We start from the raw sequence: 15,103 nt of genomic DNA, 5'->3' as shown, positions 1-15,103 counted from the left end.
TCCCCGCCGGAGGCGTCTTTGATCGGCGCCACTTCAGGTCAGTAACAGGCTCAAACATGGGCCACCTCCATCCCGTGGGCCCCGCCCATCATCATTCCGATCTCTTCCACGGTCAGACCCGCAGCAGGGCGGATATCAGACAAACGCCCTTCGTTCAGGGCAGCGAACCGGTCGGAAATTTCCATCAGTTCATCCAGATCCTGCGAAATGACAACCAGTGCTGCCCCGCCTGCGGCCAAATCCAGCAAGGCTTGCCGGATTGCAGCCGCCGCAGAGGCATCCACCCCCCATGTCGGCTGGTTCACCACCAGAACTTCGGGGCGCTGCAACACCTCGCGCCCGATCACGAATTTTTGCAGGTTGCCCCCCGACAGCGCCCGCGCCGCGTTGGCGGCACCCGGCGTGCGGACATCAAAATCCTTGATAATGCGCTCGGCAAATTCCTGCGCCTTGCCCCATTTCAGAAACCCGTTATTCACCAGCTTCTCGCGCACAGCACCTGTCAGCATGGCATTTTCGATCAGGCTCATATCGGGTGCTGCGGCATGACCCAGCCGTTCTTCGGGCGCGCTCAGCAGTCCCTGGCGGCGACGTTGCGCCGGCCCCATCTGGCCGATGCCAATGCCATGCATCTGCACCATGTCCGGATCTGTTCTGATCTCGCCAGACAGCGCGGCCAGAAGTTCGTCCTGCCCGTTTCCCGCAACCCCGCCAAGCCCCAGAATTTCGCCTGCCTGAACCGCAAAGCTGATATTCTTAAGGGATGTACCAAAGGCACCGGGGGATTTCGCGCTCAGGTTTTTCAGTTCCAGTGCGACCGCTCCCATGTCGCGCCCGGCACGTGTCGGCGTTTTCAGGATCGTGCCGACCATCATTTCGGCCATGTCGCGTGCGGTTGTATCGGCTGGCGTGCATTCGCCAACGACCTTTCCCAGACGCAACACGGTTGCATGGTCACAAAGCGCGCGGATTTCTTCCAGTTTGTGCGAGATATACAGAATTGCGGTGCCTTCGGCACTCAGCTTGCGCAGGGTCTGGAACAGGATATCGACCTCTTGCGGGGTCAGAACCGATGTCGGCTCATCCATGATCAACAGTTTCGGATCCTGCAGCAGGCAGCGGATGATCTCAACGCGCTGACGTTCGCCTGCTGAAAGATCACCGACAACACGGTAGGGATCAAGAGGCAGGCCATAGCGTTCTGACACGTCTTGGATCTGGGTGGCCAGATCCCGCATCTTTGGCGGGTTTTCCATGCCCAGGGCGATGTTTTCGGCCACGTTCAGCGCATCGAACAGCGAAAAATGCTGGAACACCATCGCAACACCGCTGGCGCGGGCTGCGCGCGGTTCGGGGGGCGCAAAATCGGCTCCGTTCATTTCCATCGTGCCGCTGTCGGGTTTGACAAGGCCATAAATCATTTTGACCAGCGTTGATTTTCCGGCTCCGTTTTCACCCAGCAAGGCGTGGACCTCGCCAACACCGATGTCAAAAGACACATCGCTGTTGGCCACAACACCGGGATAGGCCTTGGTCAGCCCGCGGATACGCAGCAGGGTATCGGATGGTTTCTTTGTCACGCGCGTCTCTCCTGTCGGGAGGTGTCATTTCGGTTTTCTGTTATGAAATCAGCGGCTACGCCAATCGCGATCCGCGCCGGATGTTTACCCAGTTCCGGGTCCCCGATCGGGCATGTGATCGCGTCGATCTGCGCCGGGCTGTGCCCCAGCGCGGCAAGCCGTTTGCGAAACCGTGCCCACTTGGTTTTCGATCCGATCAGGCCACAGAATCCAAAGCCCCGCAGCAACAGGCGATGACACAGTTCCAGATCAAGCGTGTGGGAATAGGTCAGGATCAGATGGCTTGCGTCCTCTGGGGCGTGTTCAGCCAGACGGGCCGGATCGGCCGCGGGCACAACGCTTATATGATCAGGGATGTCCGCTGGAAACCGGTCTGCGCCGGTGTCGATCCATGTCATTGCCAGATCGGGCAGGGGGGCCAGCACCGCGACGATCGCGCGGCCCACATGCCCTGCACCCCAGATCCAAACGCTGCGTTCGGCGCGATGTGCAGGCTCGATAAACCATCCCTGAACCAGTTGTGGCGTAGGACGGACCCCTTGATTGCGCGCGTCCGCCAACATCCGTTTTACGGCCAGTGGCATGTCGCCCGGTCCACGCGCGATCACTTCATTGTCCAGCGTTTCAATCCGTGCCGCATCGTAAAATTCGGTCAACACCCGCACCGCACCGCCACAGCATTGGCCCATGTCGGGGCCCAGCGCGTGGCGGGTCAACGTGTCGCTGGTCAAATTGCGGCTGGCGCGGGCCAGTTCGTATTCCAGCGCTCCGCCGCCGATGGTGCCGGATTGCCCGTCCGCCCAAACCAGCATGGCGGCGCCGACTTCGCGCGGAGAAGATCCCTTGACCTCGGCCAGCACGATGCGGGCCACGTGCCCGTGGCGTGCAACCGCATCGCGCAGGGATTGTACGTCAAACGCCATTCTGCACCGCCTTGAGCGTGCTGAAAACACACTCTGCAGTTGCCGGCGCATCCAGTGCCGGATACCGGTCGCCGCTGGTGCTGATGGCATCGCTCAGCGCCATGAATGCCGATATCCCCAGCATAAAGGGCGGTTCGCCGACTGCCTTGGACCGGTACACCGTATCCTCGCGGTTTTCTGCATCCCACAATGCGACATTGAACTGGTCGGGACGATCCGAACAGGCCGGGATCTTGTAGGTCGATGGGGCGTGGGTGCGCAATCTGCCCTGATCGTCCCAGACAAGGTGTTCCGTCGTCAGCCAGCCGGCCCCCTGCACATAAGCGCCTTCGACCTGCCCGATATCCAGTGCAGGGTTCAAGGATGCGCCTGCATCATGCAGGATATCGGCCCGCAATATCCGGTTTTCACCGGTCAGGGTGTCGATCACCACTTCGGTCACAGCCGCGCCATAGGCAAAATAGAAAAACGGCCTGCCCGTGCCCTTGATCCGGTCCCAGTCCAGATCGGGTGTCTTGTAAAACCCGGTGGCCGACAGGCTGATCCGGTTCTGATAGGCCAGCATTGCCGCCTCGGCAAAGGTATAGCGCGTGCCGCCCACATGCACATGACCATCTTCAAACCGGACCTGTTCTGACGTGCTTTGATGCAGTTCGGCCAGAAACGCGCTCATCCTGTCGCGGATCGTGTCACAGGCCGCCTTTACCGCCATACCGTTCAGATCACTGCCCGAAGAGGCTGCCGTTGCCGACGTGTTGGGCACTTTGGCCGTATCCGTGGCCGTGATCTTGATCTTGTCCACATCCACTCCGAACCGCGCGGCGGCCACCTGCGCCACCTTCTGAAACAGACCCTGACCCATTTCGGTGCCGCCGTGGTTCATGTGCACCGATCCGTCCTGATAGACATGCACCAGTGCACCCGCCTGATTAAGATGGGTCAGGGTAAAGGAAATCCCGAATTTCACCGGTGTGAGCGCAATGCCTTTCTTCAACACGGGGCTCGACGCGTTCCATTCGGCAATGGCCGCGCGCCGGGCTTCATAATCCGAGGATGCGACCAGTGCGTCGGTCATCTCGTGCAAGATGAAATCCGTGACCGGCATGTGATAGGGTGTTGTCTGCGCTTCTGACCCTTTGGTTTTCATCTTTTCGGAAATACTTCCGCCGGAGGCATCTGTGCTCAACTCCCGCGCCGCCTTGTAATAGTTCGCGCGCCGCACGGCCAGCGGGTCCAGCCCCAGATGGTGGGCGATATGGTCAATCACACGTTCAATTCCCAAGACCCCCTGCGGCCCGCCAAATCCGCGAAAGGCGGTGGCCGACTGGGTGTTGGTTTTCAACCGGTGGCTTTCAATCCGTGCGGCCGGCAGATGATAGGCGTTGTCCGCATGCAGCATGGCGCGGTCTGCCACCGGAAGCGACAGGTCCAGCGCCCAGCCGCAGCGCGCGTATTGCACGAATTCAACACCATCGATGCGCCCCTGATCGTCAAACCCGGCGCGATAGGAAATGCGGAAATCGTGGCGTTTACCTGTTATCACCATGTCATCGTCGCGGTCATAGCGCATCTTGCATGGTTTGCCGGTCAGCTTTGCCGCAACCGCACAGGCGACGGCCAGCGCGTTACCCTGGCTTTCCTTGCCGCCAAATCCGCCGCCCATGCGGCGTGTTTCAACCCGTACGCCGTGCATCGGAACGCCGATGGCATTGGCCACCTTGTGCTGAATTTCGGTGGGGTGCTGGGTTGAGGAGTGGATCAGCATATCGCCGTCTTCCTGCGGCAACGCCAGCGCTGCCTGACCTTCCAGATAGAAATGTTCCTGCCCGCCCATTTCGATGGTGCCATCGATCCTGTGGGCCGCATTGGCTATGGCGCTGTTTGCATCGCCTTTGCTGTAGATGCGTGGCCCGTCTTCAAAGATTGATCCTGCTGCAATTGCGTCGTCGATGGTCAAAACGGGTTTGGTTTCTTCGTAAGTTACGTCACCCAACCGGGCCGCCTTGCGTGCGGCCAGATGGCTGGTTGCAACCACGGCGAACAAAGGCTGGCCGACATAGTGCACAGTGCCTGTGGCCAGTAATGGTTCATCATGAATGGACGGCGATACATCATTCTCAAACGGCAGATCATCGGCTGTCAGCACGGCGACAACGCCCTGTGCCGCACGTACGGCGGACAAATCCATCGATGTGATCTTGCCCTTGGCGACCTTACTCAGACCAAAAGCCAGATGCAGCGTGCCCGACGGGGTCGGGATATCGTCGACATAGCGCGCCGCCCCTGTCACATGCAGGCGCGCGGCGTCGTGGGGCAGGGGCTTGGCAACACTCATGATGTTACCTCAAGCACGGATGTGGCTGTGCCCTGAGCTTCGTTGAAATACCGTACCAGCATGTTTTTCGCGGTTTCCAGCCGGTATCCCGCCGAAGCGCGCATATCGCTGAGCGGTTCGAAATCCTGCGCGAATGCGGCGGTAGCTGTCTGGATCGTGTCTGTCGTCCAGGGCTGGCCGATCAGGGCAGCTTCGGCACGGGCTGCGCGTTTTGGAATTCCTGCCATCCCACCAAATGCGATTCTGGCGGATTTGATCTGTCCGTCTTCGGCCGAGATGTTAAAGCATCCGCAGACGGCTGAAATATCCTGATCAAACCGTTTGCTCAGCTTGTAACAGCGCAGCCTGTCCTGGCCGCGCGGGATAATGATCGTTTCCACAAATTCGCCCGGTGCGCGGTCCTGCTTGCCATAATCGACAAAGAAATCTTCCATCGCCATTTCGCGCCGCACATCCCCTTTGCGCAGAACAAGCGTTGCGCCGATCGCGATCAGGGCCGGCGGGTTATCTCCGATGGGGGATCCGTTGGCGATGTTCCCGCCCAGAGTGGCCGCATTGCGCACCTGTTCGGATCCGTAGCGCCGGATCATTTCGGCGTAAGACGGGTAATGCAATTGCATGGTTTCGCCAAGTTCCGTCATGGTCACAGCGGCCCCGACGCGGATCGTGTCATCGGTAATGTCAAACCGCTTCAGATCCCAGCAGCGGTTCAGAAACGCCACATTCCCCAGATCCCGCAATTGTTTTGTGACCCACAGGCCAACATCCGTGGCCCCGGCGATCAATGTGCCGTCGGGGTGTGCCTGATACCACGCCGCCAGCGCATCGCTGCTTTCCGGGGCAAAAGCTTGCGGTGACGCGTCCAGCGTTTCGGGCTGGTCGTCCAGCCACTCTGGCGGGTCTGCATCTTCGACAGATTGCGCGGCACGGATGATCGGGGCGTATCCGGTGCAGCGGCACAGGTTGCCCGCCAGAACGTTGTCATGATCCGTGCGTCCCTGCGTATGACCGACCACCATCGATGTGATAAAGCCCGGCGTGCAAAACCCGCATTGTGATCCGTGGCAGTCGATCATGGCCTGTTGGACCGGGTGCAATTCACCGTTTGATCCCTGCATGCCTTCGACCGTGCGTATGGCACGGCCGTGCAACTGGGGCAAAAACAGGATGCAGGCGTTCAGTGCCTTGTGGCCCCTGTTATCGACAACCATCACGGTGCAAGCGCCGCAATCGCCTTCATTGCAGCCTTCTTTTGTGCCGGTCAGGCCCCGGTCTTCACGCAGCCAATCCAGCAATGTCATGGTGGGGTCCACACCCGACAGCGCAACAGGACTCCCGTTCAGAAGAAAAGTAATGTCCACTTTTGAAACTCGTCGCTTTACCCCGTTGGACTTACAGCAGCAGACGATCCTTTGATGCGACGTAAAAAGATGTCTGTGTCTTGTTTTTGTTCTCTCACGTTAGGGACCGATAGGGCAATCTGGCAAGAAAAACATATCAGCCGCGGGGCCATCTTGTTCGATCCGGTCGAACGCGCAGGCGCTGGTTTGGGCAATTAGTCGCTTGAAAACAGGTATTTGCCGCTTTCGCAATTATTTGTGAAATCAACAGCACTTTCTTGAAAAGCGGAATAATCAGAGAAACTTTCCTGTGTGGCTTCCTTTTTTGAACATGCCCCTTTCGTTCGGACGACCGTTCGGGATAGCGTGCTGTCATGTCAGACAGCCCCCGATTCATCCACCTGCGCGTTCACACCGAATACTCCCTTCTGGAAGGGGCCGTGCGGTTGAAAAAGCTGCCTGATCTGTGCCGCGCAGCCCAGATGCCGGCCGTTGCGATCACCGATACCAACAACATGTTTGCCGCGCTCGAGTTTTCCGTTGCGGCCAGCGGTGCGGGCATCCAGCCGATTATCGGGTGTCAGGTGGATCTGGCCTATCAGATTACCCTGCCCGGTGAACGGGTCAAACCACCTGCGCCGCTTGTGTTGCTTGCTCAATCCGAGGTCGGATACGAAAATCTGATGAAGCTGAACACCTGCCTGTATGTCGGCAAGGGGGATCAGTTGCCCCAGGTCACGCTTGAGGAGCTTGAGGCGCATTCAAAAGGTCTGATTTGTCTGTCCGGTGGGCCTGACGGACCTGTCGGACGGTTGTTGCAAGCCAATCAGCGCCCCGCCGCCGAGGCGCTGATGACGCAACTGGCAAAGATGTTTGATAGCCGCCTTTATGTCGAATTGCAGCGCCATCCGGGGGAAGACGGGCAACCTGAAAACGAACGGCTGACCGAACGCGGGTTTGTTGAAATGGCCTATGCGATGGATCTGCCGCTGGTGGCGACCAACGATGTCTATTTTCCCAAATCAGACATGTACGAAGCCCATGATGCGCTGATCTGCATTGCCGACGGCGCTTATGTCGATCAGCAACAGGATCGCCGCCGCCTGACCGCGCAGCATTATTTCAAATCCCAGCAGGAAATGGTGACGCTGTTCGCTGATTTGCCGGAAGCGATTGAAAACACGGTCGAAATCGCGCAACGCTGCGCGTTTCAGGCTTATCGCCGTGATCCGATCCTGCCCAAATTCGCCGATGACGAGGTCGAGGAATTGCGACGGCAGGCGCAGGACGGGTTGAAAGAACGCCTTAAGGTTATTCCCCACGCGGCCAGCGTGGAAGAGTATGAAAAACGGCTTGAATTTGAGCTGGGCATTATCGAGGGCATGGGCTTTCCCGGCTATTTCCTGATCGTTGCCGATTTCATCAAATGGGCCAAGGATCACGATATTCCTGTCGGTCCGGGGCGCGGGTCCGGTGCGGGATCGCTGGTGGCTTATGCGTTGACCATCACCGATCTGGACCCGTTGCGCTATTCGTTGCTGTTTGAACGGTTTCTGAACCCTGAACGTGTCAGCATGCCTGATTTCGATATCGATTTCTGTATGGATCGCCGCGAAGAGGTGATCCAGTACGTGCAGGGCAAATACGGGCGTGATCGCGTGGGTCAGATCATCACGTTCGGGGCGCTGCTGTCCAAGGCGGCGGTACGTGACATCGGGCGCGTGTTGCAGATGCCTTACGGGCAGGTGGATCGTCTTTCCAAGATGATCCCGGTCGAAGGTGTCAAACCCGTCAGTATCGAAAAGGCGCTGAAAGACGAACCGCGCCTGCGCGAAGAGGCCCGCAACGAAGAGGTTGTCGCGCGGTTGCTGGAATATGGCCAGCAGGTCGAAGGTTTGCTGCGCAATGCATCAACGCACGCTGCCGGTGTCGTAATTGGCGACAGGCCGCTGGATGCGCTGGTGCCGCTCTATCAGGATCCGCGATCCGATATGCCTGCGACGCAGTTCAATATGAAATGGGTGGAACAGGCCGGACTGGTCAAGTTCGACTTTCTGGGTCTGAAAACCCTGACCGTGATCCAGAATGCGCTGGACCTGATCAAGGCATCGGGGCGGCATCTGCACATCGCGGCGGACGGGACAGAGCTATATGACCCGCCCGAAGTTGCGATTGACGATATCGGGGCGATCCCGCTGGATGACGAGGCATCTTACAAGCTTTATGCCGCAGCCAAAACGGTTGCGGTGTTTCAGGTGGAAAGTTCAGGCATGATGGATGCCCTGAAGCGGATGAAACCCACCTGTATTGAAGATATTGTGGCGCTTGTGGCGCTGTACCGGCCCGGCCCGATGGAAAACATTCCGACCTATTGCGAGGTCAAGAACGGGTTGAAGGAACGGGAGAACCTGCACCCCACTATTGATCATATTCTGGACGAGACCCAGGGCATCATCGTTTATCAGGAACAGGTGATGCAGATCGCGCAGGATATGGCGGGCTACAGCCTTGGCGGTGCCGACCTGTTGCGCCGCGCGATGGGCAAGAAAATTCAGGAAGCGATGGATGCGGAACGTCCCAAGTTTCTGAAGGGATCGGCCGTAAACGGGGTGGATGAACCCAAGGCGATCGAAGTCTGGAACCTGCTGGATAAATTCGCCAATTACGGGTTCAACAAATCCCACGCCGCCGCCTATGCCGTTGTCAGTTATCAGACCGCTTGGCTCAAGGCGAACCATCCGGTTGAATTCATGGCCGGTGTGATGAACTGCGATCTTCATCAGGCCGAAAAGCTGGCAGTCTATTTCGAAGAAGTGCGCAAGGGGCTGAACCTGCCGTGGGTGCCGCCTTGCGTCAACCGGTCTGAACCGACGTTTACTGTGGTTGACGGGGCGCTGGTATATGCGCTGGGCGCGTTGAAGAACGTTGGCGTCGAGGCGATGAAACTGATCACCGAAGGCCGTCGCGTTGACGGTGTGGAAAAACCCTTTTCCACATTGTTCGATCTGGCGCGGCGGGTTGATCTGAAGCGGGTCGGCAAACGCCCGCTGGAAATGCTGGCACGCTCGGGTGCTTTTGATCAACTCGACAGCAACCGCCGCCGCGTCTTTGATGCGCTTGATCCCCTGGTTGCCTATTCGGCGGCGATCCATGAACAAAAGGCATCAAATCAGGTGTCGTTGTTTGGTGAAGCGGGCGATGATCTGCCCGAACCGCGCCTGATGCCGGTAGAAGACTGGTTGCCGGCCGAACGTCTGAACGAAGAATTCAAGGCCATCGGGTTTTATCTGTCCGGCCACCCGCTGGATGACTACATGGGTCCCTTGAAGCGCAAGGGCGTGATGACGCTGGACGATGTTCGGGCGCGCGCTGAAAGCGGGCCGCATCTGGCCAAAATGGCCGGCGTTGTGGCGGGGCGGCAGGAACGAAAATCGGCCCGCGGAAACCGTTTTGCCTTTGCGCAGCTTTCAGACACCACCGGCGCCTACGAAGTGACGCTGTTTTCGGATACGCTTGAACTGGCGCGGGATCATCTGGAAACCGGATCAAAGGTTGTGATCACCGTCGAGGCGACGATGGAAAGCGACCAGTTGAAATTGCTGGGCCGTTCGGTCGCGCCGATTGACGCGGCTGTCGCCGATATCGGCGGCATGGGCCTGCGTATTTTCGTTGATGACCCCGCCGCGATCACATCGGTTGCATCGGTTCTGGATGGTGCGATCAAGGCGACGAAAACGGGCAGCAAGGGGCCGATACAGTTCTGTCTGATGAACCCTGAACTGCCCGGAGAAGTCGATATTGATCTGGGGCAGGATTTTCCTGTGACGCCGCAGATCAAGGGCGCCATCAAAAGCCTTGGCGGCGTTCTGGAAGTTGAGGAAATCTGATCTACAGCCGCCGTTTTTTGCCTCAGGATGGACAAAACAGCGGGTTTTAGGCTAAACACCCGCCTTGTTAACCACAAAAGTGGGACCTGGGGTGTATCAAAAAGCAATTCTTGCGTCCGTTTGTCTGGCGCTGACAGCCTGTGGCGATCCGCTTGCGGATTTTGAACGGCTGTCGGATGTGCCCTTGGCCGAAGACCCGACCGGCGCCCAGATCGTAACTCATGAAGCAGACACGCCGCCTGCACTTTTCGGCGGGCTGTTTTCACGCGCATCCGCAGACACCGCAGCAACGGAAAGCGATGCTTCGACGGCAGGCGACACATTTTTGCTGGTCCGCAGCACTGCGGATGCGTCTGAGGTACCTTTGGGCAGCGCGCTGCCATTCGGGCAGGTGGCCAGCGTCTGTGCCGCCAAGGGCACGAAACTGGGAAAAGAGATCGACAGGTTCCCAAAACGCGGATCAGGCTATCGGCTTTATGATACGAACCCGACAACAACAGCGCCGCGCACCTTTTATGTGACGGGTTTTCGTGACGGCTGCCCGCGCCAGTTTACCGCCGCGCTGGCCATTTTCGGGGCTCCGTCGATGCATGAACAATTGCGCTATGGCCTGCCGAGTGACGAATACCCCTATAGCGACACCGACAAGGCTTATGAGGGGATCAAGGCCAGAATGTGCGGCAAACCGAAGGGCAAACCCTGCGGTTCCAGAATCAAATCAGTTGAACGCAACACGGTATTCATCAGCACCTATGAACGGTTTGGGGATACGGCGCGCTGGTCCGATATGCTGGTTCACAACGGTGCCGTTCTGGCCAAAACGATCAAATCGAACTGAACATTCAGTAATGCGGCGGCTTTTCGTCGGCCAGCGCCACAGCGCCGGTTTCAGAGGCTTCACGCTCGCCCTCGCGCTGCATCAACATGGCAACGCGGCGTGTCAAGGCCGCAATTTCCGTTTCCTGCCGCGCGACAACGTCGCTTAGATCATCCAGCGCGCGGGTCAGGTGGGCAATCTGTTCTTCTAGATGTTGCATCTGCGGCGCTTAACATAGCGCTGCGCCACCGCCAAGTGGGCGCGGATATGCGCCAGCCTGTTGCTCCTGCGCGCCCCATCCGGTAGAGGGCGAGGCGAACCAACCCCCGCAAGGACCAGAGCATGGCCAAGGTTAAAAAACAGCCCCGCCCCAAGGCCGAACCGCCCAAGGGATTCCGCGACTATTTCGGGGCCGAGGTTACGACCCGTGCCGATATGCTGCGCCAGATTGCCGAGGTCTATCATCGCTATGGTTTCGACGCGCTGGAAAGCAGCGCTGTGGAAACGGTAGAAGCGCTGGGCAAGTTCCTTCCCGATGTGGACCGCCCCAATGAGGGCGTTTTTGCATGGCAGGAAGATGGCGATGACAGCGGTGACTGGCTGGCGCTGCGCTATGATCTGACGGCCCCGCTGGCGCGGGTTTATGCCCAGCACCGCAATGATCTGCCAACCCCCTACCGCCGCTATGCAATGGGCCCCGTCTGGCGCAATGAAAAGCCGGGGCCGGGGCGGTTTCGCCAGTTTTACCAATGCGATGCGGATACGGTTGGCAGTGCGTCCATGGCTGCGGATGCCGAAATTTGCGCCATGCTGAGCGATACGTTGGAGGCTGTCGGTATCCCGCGCGGGGATTATGTGATCCGCATCAACAACCGCAAGGTTTTGAACGGGGTGATGGAAGTGGCGGGTGTTCTGGACCCGTCCGATCCTGAAAAATTCGCGCATGAACGCGGTATCGTGCTGCGCGCGATTGATAAGCTGGACCGGCTGGGCATTGACGGTGTGCGTGCGCTTTTGGGTGAAGGGCGCAAGGACGAAAGCGGTGATTTTACCAAGGGGGCGGGACTTGCTGAACGACAGGTAGACCTAATCATGTTGTTTGTCTCTGCTTCAGATGCCGTTGCGGGAAAACTTAAAGCAAATGCGCAGGGCTGGGACGGTCACAACTTACTGGAAAAGGGTTACACTGATGCAAGTGAACAAAAATCTGGATTTGCGTGGAATATTGAAGTCGTAAACCACCTGAGTGTGATTGTTGGCAATTCAACCACAGGGCAGCAAGGCGTCGATGAACTTGAACAGATCGCCGGTCTTCTCGCCGCCCAAGGCTACGGCCCCGACCGTATCATCATCGACCCGTCTGTTGTGCGCGGCCTTGGCTATTACACCGGCCCCGTTTACGAGGCTGAACTGACCTTTGACATTCAGGATGAAAAGGGGCGCACCCGGAATTTTGGATCGGTCGCGGGGGGCGGGCGTTATGACGATCTGGTCAAACGCTTCACCGGTCAGGAAGTGCCTGCAACCGGGATTTCCATCGGGGTGGACCGTCTGTTGGCGGCGCTGCACGCCAAGGGACGGATTGAAACAGCGGCGCAGGGGCCGGTGGTTGTGACCGTGATGGATCGTGACCGGATGGCCGATTATCAGGCCATGGTCGCCGAGTTGCGCCAGGCCAATATCCGCGCCGAAGTATATCTGGGCAATCCGAAGAATTTCGGCAACCAGCTGAAATATGCAGACAAACGCGCCAGTCCGGTCGCCATTATCGAAGGTGGCGACGAAAAGGAAAAAGGCGTTGTGCAGATCAAGGATCTGATCCTTGGCGCGAAGATCGCACAAAACGCGACACTGGAAGAATGGAAAGAACGCCCCAGCCAGTTTGAAGTGCCGCGCGACCAGTTGATCGCAAAGGTGCGCGAAATATTGGACGGCCAGGGCTGATGCCCTCCCGCGCCGCCACATTGGCCCGCGCCGCGGATTTGCGCGCGCGGTTTGAAACGGCAGGGGCCGTGCCAGTGGAAACGCCTATCCTGCAACCGGCGGGCACCTTGCTGGACCTATACGGAGAAGACATCCGCGCGCGGGCTTATGTCACGTCTGACGCATTGCGCGGCGAACAGATGTTGCGGCCTGATTTCACCGTGCCGGTGGTGCAGATGCATATGGCCCACGGGGCGGAACCGGCGCGCTACACCTATGCGGGCGAAGTGTTCCGCCGTCAGGAACAGGACCCCGACCGCCCCAATGAATATGTGCAGGTCGGATACGAGGTGTTCGACCGTGCCAATCCGGCAGGTGCGGATGCCGAAGTGTTTGCCCTGATCGCCGACATTCTTGCGCCTTTGTCGCTGCGTGCGGTGACAGGCGATATCGGCTTGCTGATGGCTGCCGTGCAAGGCTTGCAAACAAGCGATGCGCGCAAGGCGGCGCTGCTGCGCCATATCTGGCGCCCGCGCCGGTTTCGCGCCCTGCTGGATCGGTTTTCAGGCAAAACGCCTGCCCCGAAAACACGCAGCGCATTGTTGAAGAAAAAAGACCCGCTGGCCAAATCCGGCCCAGTGATCGGGCTGCGCAGCGTGCCCGAGATCAAGGCGCGCATCGCCGCCCTGCGCGAAGACGCGGCCACAGCGCCGATTTCAAGCGGCGAGGTGGAGTTGATCGACGCGGTTCTTGCCGTGCGTGAAACATCGCCTTTCGCGCTGGAGCAATTGCGCGATATTGCGGTTGATCTGCCCGCCATCGGCGCTGCCGTGGGGCGGATGCAGGAACGGCTGGACGCGCTGGATGCACGCGGTATCCCGATCGGACAACTGGAATTCGATGCCAGCTATGGCCGCACGCTGATGGAATATTATGACGGGTTCGTTTTCGGGTTCTATGCCGCAACACGCCCCGATTTGCCTGCGGTGTCCAGTGGCGGGCGCTATGATGCGCTGACGCGGCAACTGGGGCAGGGTGCGGAAATTCCCGCCGTCGGCGGCGTCATGCGCCCGGGTCTGATACTGGAACTGGAGGCGGCGACATGAGCGTCAAGCTGGGTGTGCCGTCCAAGGGACGGTTGATGGAAAAGACCTTTGACTGGTTCGGCAAACGCGGGATTATCCTGTCGCGCAGCGGATCCGACCGTGAATATGCGGGCGCAGTGGGCGGCATTGACGGGGTTGAACTGGTATTGCTGTCTGCGGGCGAAATCCCGCGTGAACTGGCCGCGGGGCGCATCCATCTGGGCGTGACCGGCACCGATCTGGTGCGCGAAAAACTGGCCCGCTGGGAACAGCAGGTCGAAGAGGTTGATCCGCTTGGCTTTGGCGAGGCGGATCTTATTCTGGCGGTGCCCAAGGCGTGGGTGGATGTGGATACGCTGGATGATCTGGACGGGGCGGCGGCGGCGTTTCGGGCCGTGCACGGTTTCCGGATGCGGATTGCCACCAAATACCATCGCCTTGTGCGTGACTTTCTGCGCGATAACGGCGTGGCCGATTATGCGCTTGTCGACAGTCAGGGCGCGACCGAAGGCACCGTGAAGAACGAAACCGCCGAAGCGATTGCCGATATCACGTCGACAGGTGAAACCCTGCGCGCCAATCATCTGAAACTGCTGGGCGACGGGTTGATCCTGAAATCACAGGCAACGCTGTTTCGCAGCCGCACGGCACCATTGTCGAACGCGGATCGCAAAACGCTGAAATCCCTGATGGATCAATTGGGCGCCTGACGCCTAAAGCACCCCGATTTCGGCCAGCGCGCGGTTCAGTTCCGGTGGCAGAACCTCTTCGGTCTTGCGCCCTTTGGGCAGGTCGGGCGGCGCGTCGCCGGGCGGCAGATAGCGCCAGCCCTGAAACGGACGTTTAATGGCCGACTGGGTGCGGTGCAACTCAGGCTCCAGCACGATGGCGCAGCGCCGGATGCCATCCTGACCGATCACCTCGTCCAGCCGCAGGATGCGCTGGCGGCACTGGATCAGCCCCTTGATCACCCAATAGATCGATCCGCCGTTCAGGATCTCGGCCTCGCGTTTGGGCCACATGCGGGTAACGTGGCGCGGCAAACCATCGGTGGTCTGCGCCCGCTTGGTGCGGTGCCAGTCGGCCAGATCCTCGACATTTTCGGTGCCGACCGACAATTTTATAAGATTTACGTACTTATCCACAGAGTCGTCCCCAAGCCACACCCCATATAGTAGGTCATTCCAGAGCCAGTGCAAACTGTTGTGCAGAT

The 15,103-nt window shown here is 59.0% G+C and carries 11 protein-coding genes; 5 read left to right on the top strand and 6 right to left on the bottom strand.

Going from position 1 to position 15,103, the window contains the following annotated elements:
- Positions 1-50 precede the first annotated feature (50 nt).
- From C1J05_RS17050 to xdhA, 4 genes are read right to left on the bottom strand one after another with little or no spacing between them, the layout of a single operon-like run.
- A complete protein-coding gene (locus C1J05_RS17050) occupies positions 51-1,580 on the bottom strand; it encodes an ABC transporter ATP-binding protein (RefSeq protein ID WP_114871298.1) in 1,530 nt (509 codons plus the stop codon).
- Positions 1,577-2,503 (bottom strand): xanthine dehydrogenase accessory protein XdhC, encoded by a 927-nt coding sequence (gene xdhC, locus C1J05_RS17045; protein WP_114871297.1) that lies wholly within the window; start codon positions 2,501-2,503, stop codon positions 1,577-1,579. The genes C1J05_RS17050 and xdhC overlap by 4 nt, the downstream gene beginning before the upstream one ends.
- Positions 2,493-4,838, bottom strand: coding sequence for a xanthine dehydrogenase molybdopterin binding subunit (xdhB, locus tag C1J05_RS17040; protein ID WP_114871296.1), 2,346 nt, complete (start codon positions 4,836-4,838; stop codon positions 2,493-2,495). Before xdhB ends, xdhC begins: the two co-directional genes overlap by 11 nt.
- A complete protein-coding gene (gene xdhA, locus C1J05_RS17035) occupies positions 4,835-6,199 on the bottom strand; it encodes a xanthine dehydrogenase small subunit (protein WP_114871295.1) in 1,365 nt (454 codons plus the stop codon). The genes xdhB and xdhA overlap by 4 nt, the downstream gene beginning before the upstream one ends.
- A 353-nt stretch (positions 6,200-6,552) precedes the next feature.
- Here xdhA and dnaE point away from each other — a divergent pair, with 353 nt between their 5' ends.
- Both dnaE and C1J05_RS17025 read left to right on the top strand, forming a co-directional pair.
- Entirely contained in the window at positions 6,553-10,065 is a 3,513-nt protein-coding gene (gene dnaE, locus C1J05_RS17030) for a DNA polymerase III subunit alpha (protein ID WP_114871294.1), read from the top strand.
- 91 nt (positions 10,066-10,156) lie between these two features.
- Positions 10,157-10,903 carry a hypothetical protein gene (locus tag C1J05_RS17025; RefSeq protein WP_114871293.1) on the top strand — a complete coding sequence of 249 codons (747 nt, stop codon included), beginning with the start codon at positions 10,157-10,159 and terminating at the stop codon, positions 10,901-10,903.
- Positions 10,904-10,907: 4 nt separating this feature from the next.
- On the opposite strand, the gene C1J05_RS17020 is transcribed toward C1J05_RS17025, so the two are convergent.
- Positions 10,908-11,102 (bottom strand): SlyX family protein, encoded by a 195-nt coding sequence (locus tag C1J05_RS17020; RefSeq protein ID WP_114871292.1) that lies wholly within the window; start codon positions 11,100-11,102, stop codon positions 10,908-10,910.
- A 122-nt stretch (positions 11,103-11,224) separates the two neighbouring features.
- Between C1J05_RS17020 and hisS the strand changes: the two genes are divergently transcribed.
- From hisS to hisG, 3 genes are read left to right on the top strand one after another with little or no spacing between them, the layout of a single operon-like run.
- Entirely contained in the window at positions 11,225-12,826 is a 1,602-nt protein-coding gene (gene hisS, locus C1J05_RS17015; RefSeq protein WP_114871291.1) for a histidine--tRNA ligase, read from the top strand.
- Positions 12,826-13,911, top strand: a complete 1,086-nt coding sequence (locus C1J05_RS17010; RefSeq protein ID WP_114871290.1) for an ATP phosphoribosyltransferase regulatory subunit — start codon at positions 12,826-12,828, stop codon at positions 13,909-13,911. Before hisS ends, C1J05_RS17010 begins: the two co-directional genes overlap by 1 nt.
- Positions 13,908-14,600, top strand: coding sequence for an ATP phosphoribosyltransferase (hisG, locus tag C1J05_RS17005; protein ID WP_114871289.1), 693 nt, complete (start codon positions 13,908-13,910; stop codon positions 14,598-14,600). The genes C1J05_RS17010 and hisG overlap by 4 nt, the downstream gene beginning before the upstream one ends.
- A gap of 3 nt (positions 14,601-14,603) precedes the next feature.
- Here hisG and C1J05_RS17000 read toward each other — a convergent pair whose 3' ends face one another.
- Positions 14,604-15,035, bottom strand: a complete 432-nt coding sequence (locus tag C1J05_RS17000; protein WP_114872408.1) for a DUF1489 family protein — start codon at positions 15,033-15,035, stop codon at positions 14,604-14,606.
- Positions 15,036-15,103 lie beyond the last annotated feature (68 nt).

The organism is Sulfitobacter sp. JL08 (assembly GCF_003352045.1).
Taxonomy (GTDB): domain Bacteria; phylum Pseudomonadota; class Alphaproteobacteria; order Rhodobacterales; family Rhodobacteraceae; genus JL08.
The sequence above is the reverse complement of the archived record's forward strand: the minus strand, read 5'-3'. Positions and strand labels throughout refer to the sequence as shown.